The sequence below is a fragment of the Pedobacter quisquiliarum genome, assembly GCF_014642175.1.
GTDB lineage: Bacteria > Bacteroidota > Bacteroidia > Sphingobacteriales > Sphingobacteriaceae > Pedobacter > Pedobacter quisquiliarum.
The window spans coordinates 126,449-140,822 of the sequence record NZ_BMIL01000002.1; the positions used below are offsets into that span (position 1 = coordinate 126,449).

16 protein-coding genes are annotated in these 14,374 nt (G+C 45.8%); 7 read left to right on the forward strand and 9 right to left on the reverse strand.

Annotation, left to right across the window (positions count from 1 at the left end; genetic code table 11):
• Position 1: 1 nt before the first annotated feature.
• On the reverse strand, positions 2-316 hold the full coding sequence (locus IEW69_RS03000; RefSeq protein WP_188625350.1) for a rhodanese-like domain-containing protein: 315 nt from the start codon (positions 314-316) through the stop codon (positions 2-4).
• 167 nt (positions 317-483) lie between these two features.
• Here IEW69_RS03000 and IEW69_RS03005 point away from each other — a divergent pair, with 167 nt between their 5' ends.
• Together IEW69_RS03005 and IEW69_RS03010 are read left to right on the forward strand one after the other, a co-directional pair.
• Positions 484-1,575 carry a DUF4407 domain-containing protein gene (locus tag IEW69_RS03005; RefSeq protein WP_188625351.1) on the forward strand — a complete coding sequence of 364 codons (1,092 nt, stop codon included), beginning with the start codon at positions 484-486 and terminating at the stop codon, positions 1,573-1,575.
• A gap of 20 nt (positions 1,576-1,595) precedes the next feature.
• The gene (locus IEW69_RS03010) at positions 1,596-2,912 is read left to right on the forward strand and encodes a M20/M25/M40 family metallo-hydrolase (protein ID WP_188625352.1); all 1,317 of its coding nucleotides are present in this window, start codon (positions 1,596-1,598) and stop codon (positions 2,910-2,912) included.
• Here IEW69_RS03010 and IEW69_RS03015 read toward each other — a convergent pair.
• Both IEW69_RS03015 and IEW69_RS03020 read right to left on the reverse strand, forming a co-directional pair.
• Positions 2,902-3,393, reverse strand: coding sequence for a GNAT family N-acetyltransferase (locus tag IEW69_RS03015; protein ID WP_188625353.1), 492 nt, complete (start codon positions 3,391-3,393; stop codon positions 2,902-2,904). The two genes, IEW69_RS03010 and IEW69_RS03015, sit on opposite strands and share 11 nt — an antisense overlap.
• Complete coding sequence (locus IEW69_RS03020) at positions 3,380-3,952, reverse strand: thiamine pyrophosphokinase (protein WP_188625354.1); 573 nt, start codon at positions 3,950-3,952, stop codon at positions 3,380-3,382. Before IEW69_RS03020 ends, IEW69_RS03015 begins: the two co-directional genes overlap by 14 nt.
• Before the next feature lie 201 nt (positions 3,953-4,153).
• Between IEW69_RS03020 and IEW69_RS03025 the strand changes: the two genes are divergently transcribed.
• On the forward strand, positions 4,154-4,687 hold the full coding sequence (locus IEW69_RS03025; RefSeq protein WP_188625355.1) for an OmpA family protein: 534 nt from the start codon (positions 4,154-4,156) through the stop codon (positions 4,685-4,687).
• A gap of 90 nt (positions 4,688-4,777) precedes the next feature.
• On the opposite strand, the gene IEW69_RS03030 is transcribed toward IEW69_RS03025, so the two are convergent.
• Together IEW69_RS03030 and IEW69_RS03035 are read right to left on the reverse strand one after the other, a co-directional pair.
• Positions 4,778-5,722, reverse strand: a complete 945-nt coding sequence (locus IEW69_RS03030) for an SPFH domain-containing protein (RefSeq protein WP_188625356.1) — start codon at positions 5,720-5,722, stop codon at positions 4,778-4,780.
• Positions 5,719-6,168: an NfeD family protein gene (locus tag IEW69_RS03035; RefSeq protein WP_188625357.1), complete on the reverse strand. Its 450-nt coding sequence runs from the start codon at positions 6,166-6,168 to the stop codon at positions 5,719-5,721. The genes IEW69_RS03030 and IEW69_RS03035 overlap by 4 nt, the downstream gene beginning before the upstream one ends.
• A 149-nt stretch (positions 6,169-6,317) precedes the next feature.
• Between IEW69_RS03035 and IEW69_RS03040 the strand changes: the two genes are divergently transcribed.
• Positions 6,318-7,178 (forward strand): ion transporter, encoded by an 861-nt coding sequence (locus IEW69_RS03040; protein WP_188625358.1) that lies wholly within the window; start codon positions 6,318-6,320, stop codon positions 7,176-7,178.
• On the opposite strand, the gene IEW69_RS03045 is transcribed toward IEW69_RS03040, so the two are convergent.
• Positions 7,175-7,918, reverse strand: coding sequence for an SDR family oxidoreductase (locus tag IEW69_RS03045; protein ID WP_188625359.1), 744 nt, complete (start codon positions 7,916-7,918; stop codon positions 7,175-7,177). The two genes, IEW69_RS03040 and IEW69_RS03045, sit on opposite strands and share 4 nt — an antisense overlap.
• A 112-nt stretch (positions 7,919-8,030) precedes the next feature.
• A complete protein-coding gene (locus tag IEW69_RS03050; protein WP_188625360.1) occupies positions 8,031-8,444 on the reverse strand; it encodes a VOC family protein in 414 nt (137 codons plus the stop codon).
• A gap of 165 nt (positions 8,445-8,609) precedes the next feature.
• Between IEW69_RS03050 and IEW69_RS03055 the strand changes: the two genes are divergently transcribed.
• Positions 8,610-9,401, forward strand: coding sequence for an NIPSNAP family protein (locus IEW69_RS03055; RefSeq protein ID WP_188625361.1), 792 nt, complete (start codon positions 8,610-8,612; stop codon positions 9,399-9,401).
• Positions 9,402-9,504: 103 nt separating this feature from the next.
• Here IEW69_RS03055 and IEW69_RS03060 read toward each other — a convergent pair whose 3' ends face one another.
• Both IEW69_RS03060 and IEW69_RS03065 read right to left on the reverse strand, forming a co-directional pair.
• Positions 9,505-10,638 carry a glycoside hydrolase family 26 protein gene (locus IEW69_RS03060; protein WP_188625362.1) on the reverse strand — a complete coding sequence of 378 codons (1,134 nt, stop codon included), beginning with the start codon at positions 10,636-10,638 and terminating at the stop codon, positions 9,505-9,507.
• A 39-nt stretch (positions 10,639-10,677) separates the two neighbouring features.
• Positions 10,678-11,901, reverse strand: coding sequence for a chloride channel protein (locus IEW69_RS03065; protein ID WP_229663491.1), 1,224 nt, complete (start codon positions 11,899-11,901; stop codon positions 10,678-10,680).
• A gap of 403 nt (positions 11,902-12,304) precedes the next feature.
• Here IEW69_RS03065 and IEW69_RS03070 point away from each other — a divergent pair, with 403 nt between their 5' ends.
• Both IEW69_RS03070 and IEW69_RS03075 read left to right on the forward strand, forming a co-directional pair.
• Positions 12,305-13,141 carry an ice-binding family protein gene (locus IEW69_RS03070; RefSeq protein ID WP_188625363.1) on the forward strand — a complete coding sequence of 279 codons (837 nt, stop codon included), beginning with the start codon at positions 12,305-12,307 and terminating at the stop codon, positions 13,139-13,141.
• Positions 13,142-13,275: 134 nt separating this feature from the next.
• Positions 13,276-14,364: a DUF922 domain-containing protein gene (locus IEW69_RS03075; protein ID WP_188625364.1), complete on the forward strand. Its 1,089-nt coding sequence runs from the start codon at positions 13,276-13,278 to the stop codon at positions 14,362-14,364.
• Positions 14,365-14,374: the final 10 nt, after the last annotated feature.

The following is a 14,374-nucleotide window of genomic DNA, read 5'->3' on the forward strand; positions in this document are numbered from 1 at the left end:
ACTAGTAAACAGGCATATTTGGATCAAACGCTTCCTGCCATGCCAGCATACCACCCTTAAGATTGTACAGGTTGGTAAAGCCCAGTTGCTCCAACTGCATTACAGCAGCAGCACTTCTTTTACCACTTCTGCATTGAATGATTACTGGCTTCTCGGTTGAAATTTTATCAGCTTCTATCAATATGCCGCCTAAAGGGATATTTTCCCCATTCAGATTGGATGTTTCATATTCAAAAGTTTCTCTAACGTCGATTAGCTGGAAATCTTCGTTGTTATCCATTTTCTGTTTAAGCTCTTGTACGGTAACTTCTTTCATCTGTTTAGATTTATATGGTGCTTAACGCATTTTTCTCAAAGATAAGTATTTAAACCAATACGCCCTTGTGCGTAAAGACCAGCGTTCCGTAAAAATAATCGTCTCTTGTGCTGTAACAACCCTGCCCGCCAGGCGTTTAATAGCTAACTACATTAATACCCTGAACTATGAACGCCGTTAACCAATTTTTTTGGTTTTGCTCGGGTGTGCACCTGGATACCCTGAAGAAACATCCCACTGAACAAAATAAGTACGTTGGCATTGGCGCCACCATCTTTTTCACCGGCCTGTTTGCTGCACTATCCGGCGGTTATGCCATGTACTTCGTGTTTAAAGGCGATCCTTTTGCCATCATCTTCGCGATGCTGTTCGGCATTATTTGGGGACTGGCGATCTTCAACATGGACCGGTACATCGTAGCCAGCATCAATAAGAATTCTTCCGCATGGAAGCAAATCCTGCAGGCCACACCCAGGATACTGCTTGCCGTGATGATTGGAATCGTCATTTCGCGCCCGCTGGAGCTGAAAATCTTTGACAAGGAAATTCGTGAACGGCTAAAGGTAAGTTACCTGAATAACCAGCGCGCAAGAATAGATACGCTGAATCAGGCTTTCAACACCAAATACGGGATAGAACTGGCTAAACTTAACGCGACACGTACAGAGCGCGACTCGTTGGCCAGTGCCATCAAGGCTGACCGGCAAAAGCTGAACTTCGAAATATTTGGAAACAAGACAACGGAAACCTCCGGGGTAATGGGCTATGGGCCCTATGCCAAACGGAAGGAAGCAGAGCTGCAGCAGCGGCAGCAGAACCTGGATACGCTGAATGCAAACATCCGCCAGCAGGAGGACTTTGTGTCCAAACGGAAAGAATTTGATGGCATGTTTGCCGAACGCATCTACACGGGTAAGCAGCTGGACAGCCTTGCCAGCATCGCCGGTTTTGCCGACCGGAACTGGGCCCTTGGGCAGTTAAGCTTTAACGCTAACGGCACAAAGGACGACAGCACAGCCATGGCGGTAACCTTCATTGGTTTGCTGTTCATTTTCTTTGAATGCCTTCCTGTTTTCGTGAAAATGATGAGCAGCATCGGCCCTTATGACAAATCTGTCGAGTACCGCGAAACCGCCGAGGTGTATACGGCAGAAAAAGACCGCGATTACGAGGTGGAAGTGGTGGATGGCCTGCATGAAACACGGGTGCAAACCAGCATTGAACAGAAAAAATTAAGGCTTAAAGAAGATAATTACTAATTTAACGCAAAAATCAAATAATGAAGAACAAACTCTTTTACGCCTTTCTATGCCTGCTTCTGGCCGGACAGGTGAATGCCCAGGACATCAATAAGATCATCACCAAAGATTACGTTGACCGTCTGATCAAAACCCTTAGCAGTGACGAGATGGAAGGTCGCGCGACATTCACGCCAGGCATAGACAAAGCAGCCAGCTTTATTGAAAAAGAATTCAAAGCTATTGGGCTTAAGCCACTGACCGCCGGAACCAGCTACAGACAAAGCTTCTTCAAATACCGCGTTACACCATCAAGCGTAGCTTTAAATCTGAACGGAACAACGGTTGCCCCTGAAAACATAATGGTTGCAGGCAGCACGGCTGAAACCTTAAGCTTCGACAATACCGCAGCTCAAAGCTGGATGAGACTTGATCCTTCAAAAGACTTCATTTCGCAATTCCGTGCACTTTCAAGAAGTAAAAAACAGCAATTGATATTGGTTGATCCGAAGATGCAAAAAGACTTCAACCGCGTGAAAGATGCCTTCAAACGTGGCACCATGCTGGATGAAAAAGATCTTAAAGCTGCTGATCCTACTGCCCTGATTTTTGTACTAAGCAGTGATACCACAGCATCGCAGTTTAAAGCAACAGTTAAGAATGAAGTTTCAAAACTGCCTTTGTTTAATGTTGCCGGTATGATCCCTGGCAAATCGAAAGCGAGAGAGCTCGTGGTATTCTCTGGTCACTACGACCACCTGGGTATCATTAAAGCTGTTGAGGGTGATAGCATCGCCAATGGCGCAGATGATGACGCCTCAGGAACCACTGCGATGATCGCTTTGGCTAAATACTACAAGAAACTGAACAACAACGAGCGTACGCTGATCTTCGTTGCCTTTACAGCAGAAGAAATCGGCGGCTTTGGCGCCAAGTACTTCTCCGAGCAATTGAACCCGGATGAAGTTGTGGCCATGTTTAACATTGAAATGATCGGTAAGGAAAGTAAATTCGGAAAGAATGCTGCTTTCATCACTGGTTATGAAAGATCAGACTTCGGCAAGATCTTACAGAAGAACCTTAGCGGCACGGAGTTTACCTTCCACCCGGATCCATATCCACAGCAGAACCTATTCTACCGCAGTGATAATGCTACTTTAGCCGCGCTGGGCGTTCCTGCACATACAATCAGTACCGACCAAATTGATACTGACAAGTTGTATCACTCTGTAAAAGATGAGTACAGCTCGATGGACATTGATAACATCCTGTCGACCATCAAGGCGATTGCAAAAAGTGCAATCACCATTGTAAAAGGTACCGATACACCGAGCAGAATCCCTAAGCTTACCCGATAGTTTTTTCCATGATATAATCATTCATCAGGAATCCGTTGCCAATCTCATTGTCAACGGATTCTTTGATTTTAAAGCCTGCGCTTTCGTAAAAGTCCTTGGCTTTGTTGTAACGATTCACATTCAAACGGAGGTATTTCCCGCCTTCCGCGCGCACCTTGCTCACAACTTCATTCATCAGCAGTTTACCCACACCCTGGCCATGAACCTCCGGCAGCACATATAGCTTGTGCAGGTGAAAAGCATCCCCTTCATCTCTCGAATAGGAAGCAAAACCAACCTTTTTAGTCCCTTGTTCGGCAATCAGGAATTTGTGTCCCTGCGCTATTTGCGCTTGCAGCGCATCTATGTTATACATTTTACCGAGCATGTATTCGACCTGTTCCTCACCGATGATGTCGGTGTAGGTTGGCCCCCAGGTAACTTTCGCAATCTTCTGTATCGTTGGCAGATCTGCCACTGTCGCTTTTTTAAGTTGGATCATAGTATTCCCTCAAAAACAAATAAGTACCAGCAAATGTAAATTCAACGAAGCCATCGTTAATTACCTCGAAACGCTCCTTCTGATTTGGAAGCAGGTTGGATGTCTCGAAGTAGTTTGTTAAAGGAATCTGGAACTCCGTTCCCTTTGGCTTCCATACTTTAAACCCAGTTTGAATCGCATAGTTTTTAGTATAGGTTGTAAAAATGACGATGTTGATCTGCGGAATGTAGTCGATGAGGTCTGGCAACTGCCCATCCTGGTCAATGATATTAACCGCCTGGTAACCTTCTTCAATCAGGAATTCCAAAACCTCCAGTACATCTGCTTTCATCTTTTCGATAAGCCTGGTATTTTCCTGATAGTCTTGTTTTGTAGAGGGATTTAGAACAACATCGACTTTCAGGCCCAGGCTGATAACCTTCTCGTATTCGGAAGAATTGACGATCAGTGTCGGGCTCCACTCGAGCAGTTGTCCGAGGTATTCTTCATTAAAATCACCCAACTGGTGGATATATAAAGCAGGTTCCTGCTTCTCTCTGATGATATGGTGTGATGACATAGCTATAATTTGAAAAGCTGAAGATAATAAAAATGCAAGCTGTCGATACCTTTTTGCGGAATCAGCCTTGCTGTGGTTGATGTTTCGGGTTTAACATACACGTTTACAAGAAATATTGCGTTATTTATTATAATCTTTTACTTTTAAGCCGCAAATGATAACCGCTAAGATGCGTTAGCACTAAAGAACCAATAAAACATTATGAACAAATTAAGAATGTACTTTCTGCCTGTTGTACTAGGCATCTTCACCTTGACGATGTATTCGTGTAAAGCGAAGAAAATGGTGGCAAAAACACCTGCACCGGTAGTTAAAAAAGAAAACACGCAAGTGACCAAAACTGAGCCTGAGCCACAAAGAGCTCCCGAGCCGCAAAAAGAGGAGCCTGTTGCTGCGCCGGATTATAACTTCCAGAGCATCCTGTTTGAGTTTAACTCTGCAGTGCTGAAAACTTCTTCTTTCTCGATCTTAGACAAGGCTGTGTTAGAAATGAAGAAAGATCCATCTGTGAAGTTTGTATTGAATGGCCACTCTTCTGCTGAAGGTTCTCCGGAGCATAACATGTCGCTATCTGTTGACAGAGCAAACTCCGTAAAGTCTTACCTGGTAAATGCTGGCTTCAGTGCAGATAACTTTAGCATCAAAGGATTTGGAGAGTCGCAACCGGTATCATCAAACACCAACGAAGAAGGCAGAGCCTTAAACCGTCGTGTTGAAATCAAAGTAGCACAATAACATAACGTTAGATATAAAAAAAGGGAGATTCACGATAAGTGATCTCCCTTTTTTTATATGCCTATAATCTGCTGTAATGCAGCGCGCTCCTTAGATTTTAAGCGGGTTAACAGGTGGCATTGCCGTCTTGTTAAGCACGGATGTTACGCTGGAAACCACACCTGCAATGTCAGAAAGGTCTGCCGGTACAATCATCGTGTTGTTTGTTTTTGCAAGCTTACCGAACTCGGTTAAGTATTGTTCCGCAATTCGAAGGTTTACGGCGTTCATACCGCCCTCTTCGTTAATGGCATGGGCAATTTCTTTAATCCCGATTGCTGTTGCCACAGCAACCATCTCGATCTCTGCTGCAAGACCACTTGCTTCGTTGATCTTACGCTGTTTTTCACCTTCAGAACGTGCAATCATTTCCTGCTTGTCACCTTCTGCACGATTAATCTTAGCTTGTTTATCACCTTCAGACTCTGCAATCAGGGCGCGTTTTTCACGCTCTGCACGCATCTGTTTTTCCATCGCATCGCGGATACTTTGCGGTGGCGAGATGTTTTTTACTTCGTAGCGGGAAACTTTGATGCCCCATGGATCACTGGCTTTGTCTACCGCGCTTACAATAGCGCCGTTCACCGTTTCACGTTCTTCAAAAGTCTTGTCGAGCTCCATTCTACCGATCACACTTCTCATGGTTGTCTGCGAGATCTGGATCACCGCGAAGCGGTAATTGTCGATACCATAGGAAGCTTTCTGCGGATCTACAACCTGAAGATAAAGCACGCCGTCTACTTCCACGGCAATGTTGTCTTTGGTAATACAAATCTGCGGCGCCACATCTATGGCCTGTTCCTTCAGGTTTTGCTTGTACGCGATCTTATCTATAAAAGGGATCAGGATGTGGAAGCCGGCTTCAAGGGAGCGGCTGTACTTTCCAAGTCGTTCGACAATAAAAACGGAACGTTGCGGCACAACTTTAAAGGTTGACAGAAAAGCGACCAGTACAAAGAGCGTGAGGAAAATTAAAATGATGGTGGATGATGTCATATTGTTCTTGTTGGTTTTACATATAATAAAATACTGTCTATTCGGGTGATGATGACGTTTTCGCCGGGGGAGATGGTGTCGTCTGAACAGGCGTCCCACTCTGTGCCCCTGAACTCCACGCGCCCTTTCTTACCAGGCAGGATCATGGTTTCAGCAACGGCGACCTTCCCTACGAACTCGTCCGGAAGGATCTGCGCGGAAGAACGACCCATGCCAAACCGGCGTTTGATCCAGTTGCGGAACAGCAGGACGGTGAACACAGATGTCGCTACAAAAACGATGATCTGGGTATTGATGGAAACATCGAAGAAGAAAGTCATAATGGCCACAACCCAGGCACCTACGCCAAAAAAGAACAGGATGAAGCCTGGGAGTAGAAATTCAAGTAAAAAAAGGGCGAGGCCTAAGCCAAACCATATTACTGCGTTATTTAGAAAACTTTCCATATTACAATTACCTTATTACGTTTTAAAGGAATCTTTACTTAGGCGGAAGGAAAATAGATACATACCGCTTTCACTTTCTCTAAATATAAGTAAATTAAGCGAAAATACCAATCTCAGGGCCGTTTAATGCTGCCAGAACTTGCTTTAAAATGGAAAACATACCCGAAAGAAAACATGATTTACTGAGAAAGAAAATCTACATTATAATTTTCAGATCTGATACCCCTGCAGGAAGAGGCTTTGATATCGCTTTGCTTATTCTAATCCTGCTGAGCATCTTCTCTGTAGCGCTGGAGAGCGTATCGGAGTTCCGGGAAAACTACCTTGGTTACATCCATTTTGTAGAATGGACCTGCACCATACTATTTACAATAGAGTACCTGCTCAGAATATATGTTATACACAGGCCTAAGCAGTATATATTCAGTTTTTATGGGCTTGTAGACTTGGTCGCCTTCCTGCCAACTTACCTCAGCTTCCTTATGGCAGGTACCCAGTTCCTGGTGGTTGTGCGTGCCTTCAGGTTACTCCGGGTCTTCAGAATCCTTAAACTCAGTCGCTTCCTCTCCGAAGGTAATATCCTTAAGCAGGCACTGCAGAACTCCATGCATAAGATTGTGGTGTTTCTGGCGACCGTGCTTACACTGGTGACCATCATGGGGACCATTATGTACCTGATTGAAGGGCCGGATAACGGCTTTGAAAGTATACCCGTGGCAATTTACTGGGCAATTGTAACCATCACAACGGTGGGTTATGGTGATGTATCCCCGCAAAGCCCATTGGGGCAGTTCTTTGCCAGCATCCTGATGATTATGGGTTACGGCATCATTGCGGTTCCAACGGGGATCGTCTCTGTAGAAATGGCTAAAGCATCAGAGCTCGCAAAAAGAAGGTGCCCTGCATGCAGGGCACCACTATCAGATTCGGAAGCAAAGTTCTGCGCTTACTGCGGTGTTAACCTGTCGGATGCTGAAAAGCATAACGCAGACACCGCTGCTCAAAATTAGCTTGCCTGCGCAGTTGGGCGCAGTATAATCTCGTTTACATCAAATTCTTCCGGTTGCTCAATTACATAAGCAACAGCGCGAGCAATAGAATCCGGCGATATCGCAATGTCCAGCACAGGCTGCATAACTTCTTTGATCTTATCATCTGTAATCGTATCAGGCAGCTCTGTTTTAATGGCACCTGGAGAGATGATCGTTGTGCGAATGTTGTACGGCTTTACTTCTTGTCTTAAACCTTCAGAGATGGCCCGAACAGCAAATTTCGTAGCTGAATACACCGCAGCACCAGGACCTACACGGTGCCCGGCTACTGAAGATACATTGATGACGTGACCGCTTTTCTGCTCCTTAAAGACAGGTAGTACCGCACCAACGCCATAAAGCACACCTTTGATGTTGGTGTCGATCATTCGTTCCCATTCTTCATAGTGCAGGTTCTCCAGACGCGACAAAGGCATCAGGCCAGCGTTGTTGAAGAGCACATCCACTTTTCCGAATGCCTCAATGGTGTTTTTAACCAGCGCATCTACGTCTTCCTTTTTGGTGACGTCGGTAATGAATGCACGCGCTGAACCACCTGCCTGTTCAATGTCCTTTACAATTTGATCTAGTTTCTCTTTACGACGAGCGCCAAGGCTCACTTTCGCACCTAGTGAGGTCAGGTGTTTTGCGACTGCTTCGCCAATACCACTGCTTGCACCAGTGATGATCACGACTTTTCCTTCAATATTATTTCCCATAAGATATTTAATAAACAATAGGGCTGTATGCCCTTGAGTATCTATCTACAATCGGGAAATTCTAATGTTTTACAGCGCACCTGATCTGTAATAAATATGACAATACTGCTGGTTATTTACTTTTATCGTCGTTAACCTCCAGCCAGTGGCCATCAGGGTCCTGAAAGTACACCTGCTTCACGCCGTCTACCCTTACTGTTGGTGCCTTTTCTGTACCTGGCCAGTTGGAGTATTCAATTTTCTGCTTGTTCAGCACCGCAATGAACTGGTCAATGTTGGGCACGCTGAAACAAAGGTGTTCGTTCTTATCGTGTGTGGCCTTCGCATTCGGCCCCTGAATCAAGTGTAAAGCGCCCGCAGGACCCAAGGTAAACCAGACATGTTTTCCATCTTTAAAGGGCTCTTCAATCTTCACCAGATTGAATAAGGTATGGTAGAAATGCTCGCTATTTTCAAGATTGGAGACGTACACGGCGATGTGGTTTAGTCTGGCACTCACCAGCTGTGGTTTTTCCTGAGCTTTCATAGATTTACAAAACAGGGTGCTTATTGCGATTGTTAGAAGGACTGCAAACTTTTTCATCGTTCGGCTATTTGGTTTGCCGGTAAACTTAAACACAAATCATTATTCTCCATAGTTGTTAATGTATTATTTTTATTGCCCGCTGATTAAACAATCAATTAACCAAATATGAAATGTAAATACCTGCTGCTATGCAGCATCACTTTGCTGCTTAGCGCCCTTACAGCTACTGCAATGCCGCCTAAGAAAGCGCCCGCTCGTGAGTTCTACAAACTTTCCGTGTACCACATTAAAGACAAAGCACAGGAAAGCCGGCTGGATAAATTCCTCTCAACCGCCTATCTACCGGCCTTGCACCGCAACGGAATCAAAAATGTTGGTGTATTTAAAACTTTGAACATCGACACCGCAAGCGACAAAAAAGTCTACGTCTTCATCCCCTTTAAGTCCTTAGCAGAATTCCTTAAAATGAGTAAGCTGCTGGAAACAGATAAGGAAATTGGAACTAAAGGTGCCGACTACCTCAATGCTGCATACAATGATGCACCCTACGTCCGGATAGAGACCATATTGATGGAAGCTTTCAGTCAGGCGCCATTGATGAAGAAGCCAAGCTTCGACACCCCGAAAAGCGAGCGTATCTATGAACTGCGCAGCTATGAAAGCGCTACAGAAAAGCTCTACAGAAACAAGGTCGCCATGTTCGACAAAGAAGAAGTAGAGATTTTTGAACGTATCGGAAGTAAGCCAGTGTTCTACGGGGAAGTTATTGCTGGCAGCCGTATGCCAAACCTGATCTACCTGACCACATACCGCAACATGGCTTCCCGCACGGAACAATGGAAGAAATTCAGCGACGACCCAAGGTGGAAACGCGTATCGGAATTACCGGAATACCAGCATAACGTAAGTAAAAACGACACGAAGTTTCTGGTGCCTGCAGATTATTCTGACTTTTAAAACGACTAGGCGAAAGGCCTTTCAAATACAGCCTTGCAGTTAAAAGCAGGCGTTAAAAAAGCTACACAAAGGGGATTTTCCTTTGTTGTGTAGCTTTTTCTGTTTACTTGTAAATCCCGCTCAAGTCTTTTTCGAACAGCGTGAACGGATCCTGGTAAAACTTCAGGAAATTGGGGACACTTGAATGTCCGGGGTAAGGGGCGTAATAGTGCGTAGGGCTTTTACTGTCATTCCGCCAAACCAAGACATACGATAACTCCATTTCATTGCTTTTCATAACCTTCAGTAGTACATCAGTCCACCAGTTCGGGTTGGGAATAGATTCCAGACCAGTTTCAGTAAAAGCAGCAAGCTTTCCGGTCTTCTTTGCGTAGTCTGAAACGATGGTTAGCTTCCGGGTGGCAGCCTCCAGATTGTAGCGGTTATCCCGGCCCATGTCGCCATAATTATCCATTCCTACCATATCTACCCACTCGTCTCCCGGATAGCGCTCCAGGAATTCGGCTTCGGTATTGAACTTGTTATCCGGCGAAAAAGCATAGATGACGTTGTGCACGTTCGATGAATCCCTTAGGTACGACACCGTAAAACGCCAAAGTGTCGTAAACTCTTCGGTTGTACAATGCGGCTTGCCCCACCAGAACCACTCGCCATCAAACTCATGATAAGGGCGGAAAATAACCGGCACCAGCTTACCATCATTACCCTTCAGGTCCTTCAGCAGACTGGCCACATTGTCCAGAATCTCTTTGTACTGGTCATGCGCCTTCCCACCGGGAATGATGTACTTCACCGCCGGTAACGACAGTGAATCCACCCAGTAAAAGCCCCCTTTGGCTACAGGATTGGAGAAGTGCCAGGCCACAGTGGTTACACCGCCACGGTTATACGTATCAATAATGTTTTTCTTAAGGGCCGCTTTATTCTTTTCGATCTCCGCTGGTGGAAGACCCGACAAGCCGGAGAAATCAACTCCGATTACCGCCGGATGAGCGCCCGTTACCGATTTCACATCAGAGCGATTCTCACCGCCAAACCAGCCATGCCCGTATTCTGTAGCATGCTGATGGCCAAACAGCGTATGTTTTTTGGAAAGCTTTTTCAAATTGCTGTATAAAGCTTTGGTTTCGACGGTTGCCTTCTTATCAATGGGGCCATTACCCCTTACGCCATTTTGGGCGAAAGCAGCAAAAAAACACAGCAAAGCAATGGCAGACAGCACAATAGTTTTATTCATCGGGTAGGTATTTTGACTGTAATGATAATAATTTAGCCGCTAATTCTGACTGGTAAAATAGCGAGAGAGCTTTCTACGCAAGTAGGTGCTTCCTTTAGCACTCGCCTGCGGCCCATAGATGCCAATATAGCCGCTGCACAAGTAGGCAATGAAACAGGCCAGGGCAAAGAAAACCAGGTGTTCTGCACCAAACAATTCCGCACCCATGATGGTACAGGCCAAAGGTGTGTTGGTTGCACCCGCAAATACCGCAATGAAGCCAAGCGCCGCAAAAAGGCTTACTGGAGCGTTCATCATTCCCGATAGCGTGTTCCCCAAAGTTGCCCCGATGTAGAACAAGGGGGTAACCTCCCCCCCTTTAAAGCCGGTACCGACAGTTACCGCAGTATAGACGGTTTTCCAGAGCCAGCTCCAGCTATCCGACCCACCCAAGTGGAAAGCGGACTGTAACGTTACTGCTCCAGGATATTCCGGATCCACGCCCAGGCTCAGGTAATCGGGTTTTCCTACAAATTGCGTTAGCGCGATGATTACAAGTCCCCCAACAACGGGAATCATCCATTTATGTTTAAATACACGGTTGGAAAGCCCTTTAATCTCGTTGATCAAACGCGTAAATAGATAGCTGGCCAGGCCGAAAGCCACTGCGGCAAGCATAACTTTCAAGGCCAATGGGAAATCAAAATGTAACATACGGCTGAACTCGTCGGCATAAAGCGGAAGTTCGTCAATGCGGTAATGCTGGTGGCTAACCGTCCAGGCATCTACAGTAGCATCGGCAAGTAGCGCCGCAAAGAGACCGGGCAGGAAAGCATTGTATCTGATTCTACCTTTTGTCAGCACTTCCAATGCAAATACTGCCCCGGTAAGCGGCGTTCCAAATACGGCTCCGAAACCCGCAGCTATGCCAGCGATGAGCATTACCTTGCGGTCCTCGGCTTTTAACTTGAACAGACCGTTGAACATGGAGGCAATGCTGCCACCCATTTGCACTGCAGTACCCTCGCGACCTGCCGAACCTCCAAACACATGCGTCATGAGTGTTGTAATTAGAATCAGGGGTGCCATGCGTGCAGGAACCACACCCCCATCCTCCTGAATTTGCTCCAGGATCAGACTATTGCCTTTCTCAGCCGATTTGCCGATCCATTGATAAATAAAATATATCGCAAGCCCGGCCAGGGGAAGTAAAAACAAAAGCCAGGGATGTTCAAAGCGAAAGTGAATGCTGCGCTGCAAAGCCCAGAGAAAAAACGCTACCATGCTGCCTATCACTATAGCGACAGGGGCAACCAGTGCGCAACGGCGCAGAAGCTGAGGTACTAAAGCAAGTTGTTCTTTAAAGTAATAAGGTTTAAAACGGGAAGACACCATTTCCGGAGCTAAAAATACAGGAATCTTCACCAGATTCCAAAATGCACGAGTCAAGACTATTGGAAAAGCCAAAGATAATTTACCATTGCGCATCATATTGTTACCCAGCACAAATCAAAGGTTTAGCTCCAACAGAAAACACCCTTTCCGGGCTGGAGAGCTACTTTATCTAAAAAGGACACTATAGCTCCTTTACAACTTCGGGACATTCTGATTTCAGAACCACTTTCGGCCGGTACATTGCTTAATACCTGGCCTAGGGATTATTAAACCTGGGATTGAACACACACATATGAATAATTTTATATCAGCAAGCAGCAAAACCGCTGTACGTACAACTTTTTGCTCGCTGCTAATTTTGCTTGCAATTACATCAGGATGCAAGAAAGACAACACTGAAAATACCCCATGGGGTTCAGCAAACGAACCAACAACCGAGGGTCAGGTTACCGGCTCCATCCAATTGGAATTGGGCGATGCAGCAGCTTTTACCATCCTTGCCAAATCCGGAATTACCAACACTGGAAAGACTGCAATACAGGGAAATATTGGCGTTAGTCCAATCGCAGCAACTGCTATCACCGGATTCGCCCTTTCTACTGATCCCAGCAATCAATTTTCTACCAGCCCCTTTGTTACTGGAAAAATCTATGCAGCTGACTATGCAACACCAACACCTGCGGTGTTGACTAAAGCCATTGACAATATGGAAGCTGCCTATACCACAGCTTACGGTTTAACCATACCGACCCCAACTGTAGAATTAAATGATGGCAACATCAGCGGCCGCACCATAGCCCCTGGAATTTACAAATGGTCCACAGGTCTATTGGTATCAGAGGCAGGTGTTACACTTGCAGGCGGCCCGGATGACAAGTGGGTATTCCAAATCGCAGGTGATCTAACCTTAAGCAGTCGCGCGAGGATTAAGTTAACCGGCGGTGCAAAAGCCAAAAATATTACCTGGGTAGTAGCCGGACAGGCTGTACTCGGAACCAACAGTCATCTTTGCGGAAGCATCTTAAGTAAAACCTTGATCTCTCTAAATACAGGTTCATATGTTACTGGGCGATTACTTGCTCAAACAGCGGTAACTTTAAACGCCAATACAGTAGATCTGCCGAAATAGGAAAAAGCTTTCTTTTAGAACTACTTCTAATGATGCCCGGTGTTTAAGCCGGGCATTTTTAGTATTATGAATTTCTGAAATTCTTTTTAGCCCTTATACTAGGGGCTGTTGCAACACGTTATAGGTACCTGAGTATGAGAGAGACAAGCAAAAAACCATTCGCTTGCCGCTTGCACCTTATCTTAATCAGCCTTCTACTTATCGCTTTCAATGCTTCCAGCCAGATTGTTCTGACGGATGAAGCCATTCAACTGAAACCCACCGGTTTTTACATTGCAGCGGTAAAAGACAATCGTGCTGAAAAAAGCAAGCCGGCAGAAATCATTATAAAAAACGCAGCCAATAAACCCGAAGTCCATGCCATGAACCTGCAGGGCGGCACCGCCCTGGCCATTCAGCAATACCTCGGCAAAAACCTGCCTAAGCAAACCAGTGGCAAGGCAGTTGTCATAGGCATTGAACAGCTCAAGATCAGCGAAACCGCGGTAGGCACAAACAGTGTAGATGGACACATCAGTTTGAGGTTATCCTTCGGACTAGATAAAGATTATGGTGTAGAGCCCCTGATCAGCTATCCTGGAAACTTGCGCTACCGCCGTGGACTGGCCAGCACTGCTTCTGTAGAAAGGAACCTGCGACAACTGCTGAACAGCGGATTAAGCTATTTTGACCAATGGATGGACCAGAACCTGGGATGGGACCGCAGGCTTGCAAAGTCGGTTAAGATCAGCTTCAGCGACTATAAAGCGCGAAAAGAAGGCGACACCATCTATTACAATGCGAAACGGCCTTTAACCTGGGCAGACTTCCAATCGAAGATCCGGATCTCCGGAAACTATCAGGCCTCTGTGATGCCGAGCATTGGCTATACGCAGGATTCGAATTTGGAGGATGGCATGCTGGATGTGCAGGTCGCCGTCAAAGCCTTTGTGCCGAAGAGTGCCTGCTGGGCAAATCCCACAGACCGCAACGACTATTACCTGAATCATGAGCAGCGGCACTTTGACATTGCCAAAATCATTGCCGAGCAATTCAAAAATAAGATGCTTGCTAAAAAGCTGACACCAGATAACTATGAAGCCTTATTGAACATGCAATACCTGGATTCTTACCGGGACATGAATAAGATGCAGAAAGCTTATGACGATGAGACGAACCATGGCATCAACCGCTTTGCACAAGAGGCCTGGAATACAAGAATAGACAAGGCGCTAAAAGAATAAAAAAACCGGC

Excerpts from the sequence above, each read along its gene's own strand:
- IEW69_RS03000 (WP_188625350.1), bottom strand. The coding sequence starts at position 316 with ATGAAAGAAGTTACCGTACAAGAGCTTAAACAGAAAATGGATAACAAC.
- IEW69_RS03005 (WP_188625351.1), top strand. The coding sequence starts at position 484 with ATGAACGCCGTTAACCAATTTTTTTGGTTTTGCTCGGGTGTGCACCTG.
- IEW69_RS03010 (WP_188625352.1), top strand. The coding sequence starts at position 1,596 with ATGAAGAACAAACTCTTTTACGCCTTTCTATGCCTGCTTCTGGCCGGA.
- IEW69_RS03015 (WP_188625353.1), bottom strand. The coding sequence starts at position 3,393 with ATGATCCAACTTAAAAAAGCGACAGTGGCAGATCTGCCAACGATACAG.
- IEW69_RS03020 (WP_188625354.1), bottom strand. The coding sequence starts at position 3,952 with ATGTCATCACACCATATCATCAGAGAGAAGCAGGAACCTGCTTTATAT.
- IEW69_RS03025 (WP_188625355.1), top strand. The coding sequence starts at position 4,154 with ATGAACAAATTAAGAATGTACTTTCTGCCTGTTGTACTAGGCATCTTC.
- IEW69_RS03030 (WP_188625356.1), bottom strand. The coding sequence starts at position 5,722 with ATGACATCATCCACCATCATTTTAATTTTCCTCACGCTCTTTGTACTG.
- IEW69_RS03035 (WP_188625357.1), bottom strand. The coding sequence starts at position 6,168 with ATGGAAAGTTTTCTAAATAACGCAGTAATATGGTTTGGCTTAGGCCTC.
- IEW69_RS03040 (WP_188625358.1), top strand. The coding sequence starts at position 6,318 with ATGGAAAACATACCCGAAAGAAAACATGATTTACTGAGAAAGAAAATC.
- IEW69_RS03045 (WP_188625359.1), bottom strand. The coding sequence starts at position 7,918 with ATGGGAAATAATATTGAAGGAAAAGTCGTGATCATCACTGGTGCAAGC.
- IEW69_RS03050 (WP_188625360.1), bottom strand. The coding sequence starts at position 8,444 with ATGAAAGCTCAGGAAAAACCACAGCTGGTGAGTGCCAGACTAAACCAC.
- IEW69_RS03055 (WP_188625361.1), top strand. The coding sequence starts at position 8,610 with ATGAAATGTAAATACCTGCTGCTATGCAGCATCACTTTGCTGCTTAGC.
- IEW69_RS03060 (WP_188625362.1), bottom strand. The coding sequence starts at position 10,638 with ATGAATAAAACTATTGTGCTGTCTGCCATTGCTTTGCTGTGTTTTTTT.
- IEW69_RS03065 (WP_229663491.1), bottom strand. The coding sequence starts at position 11,901 with ATGGTAGCGTTTTTTCTCTGGGCTTTGCAGCGCAGCATTCACTTTCGC.
- IEW69_RS03070 (WP_188625363.1), top strand. The coding sequence starts at position 12,305 with ATGAATAATTTTATATCAGCAAGCAGCAAAACCGCTGTACGTACAACT.
- IEW69_RS03075 (WP_188625364.1), top strand. The coding sequence starts at position 13,276 with ATGAGAGAGACAAGCAAAAAACCATTCGCTTGCCGCTTGCACCTTATC.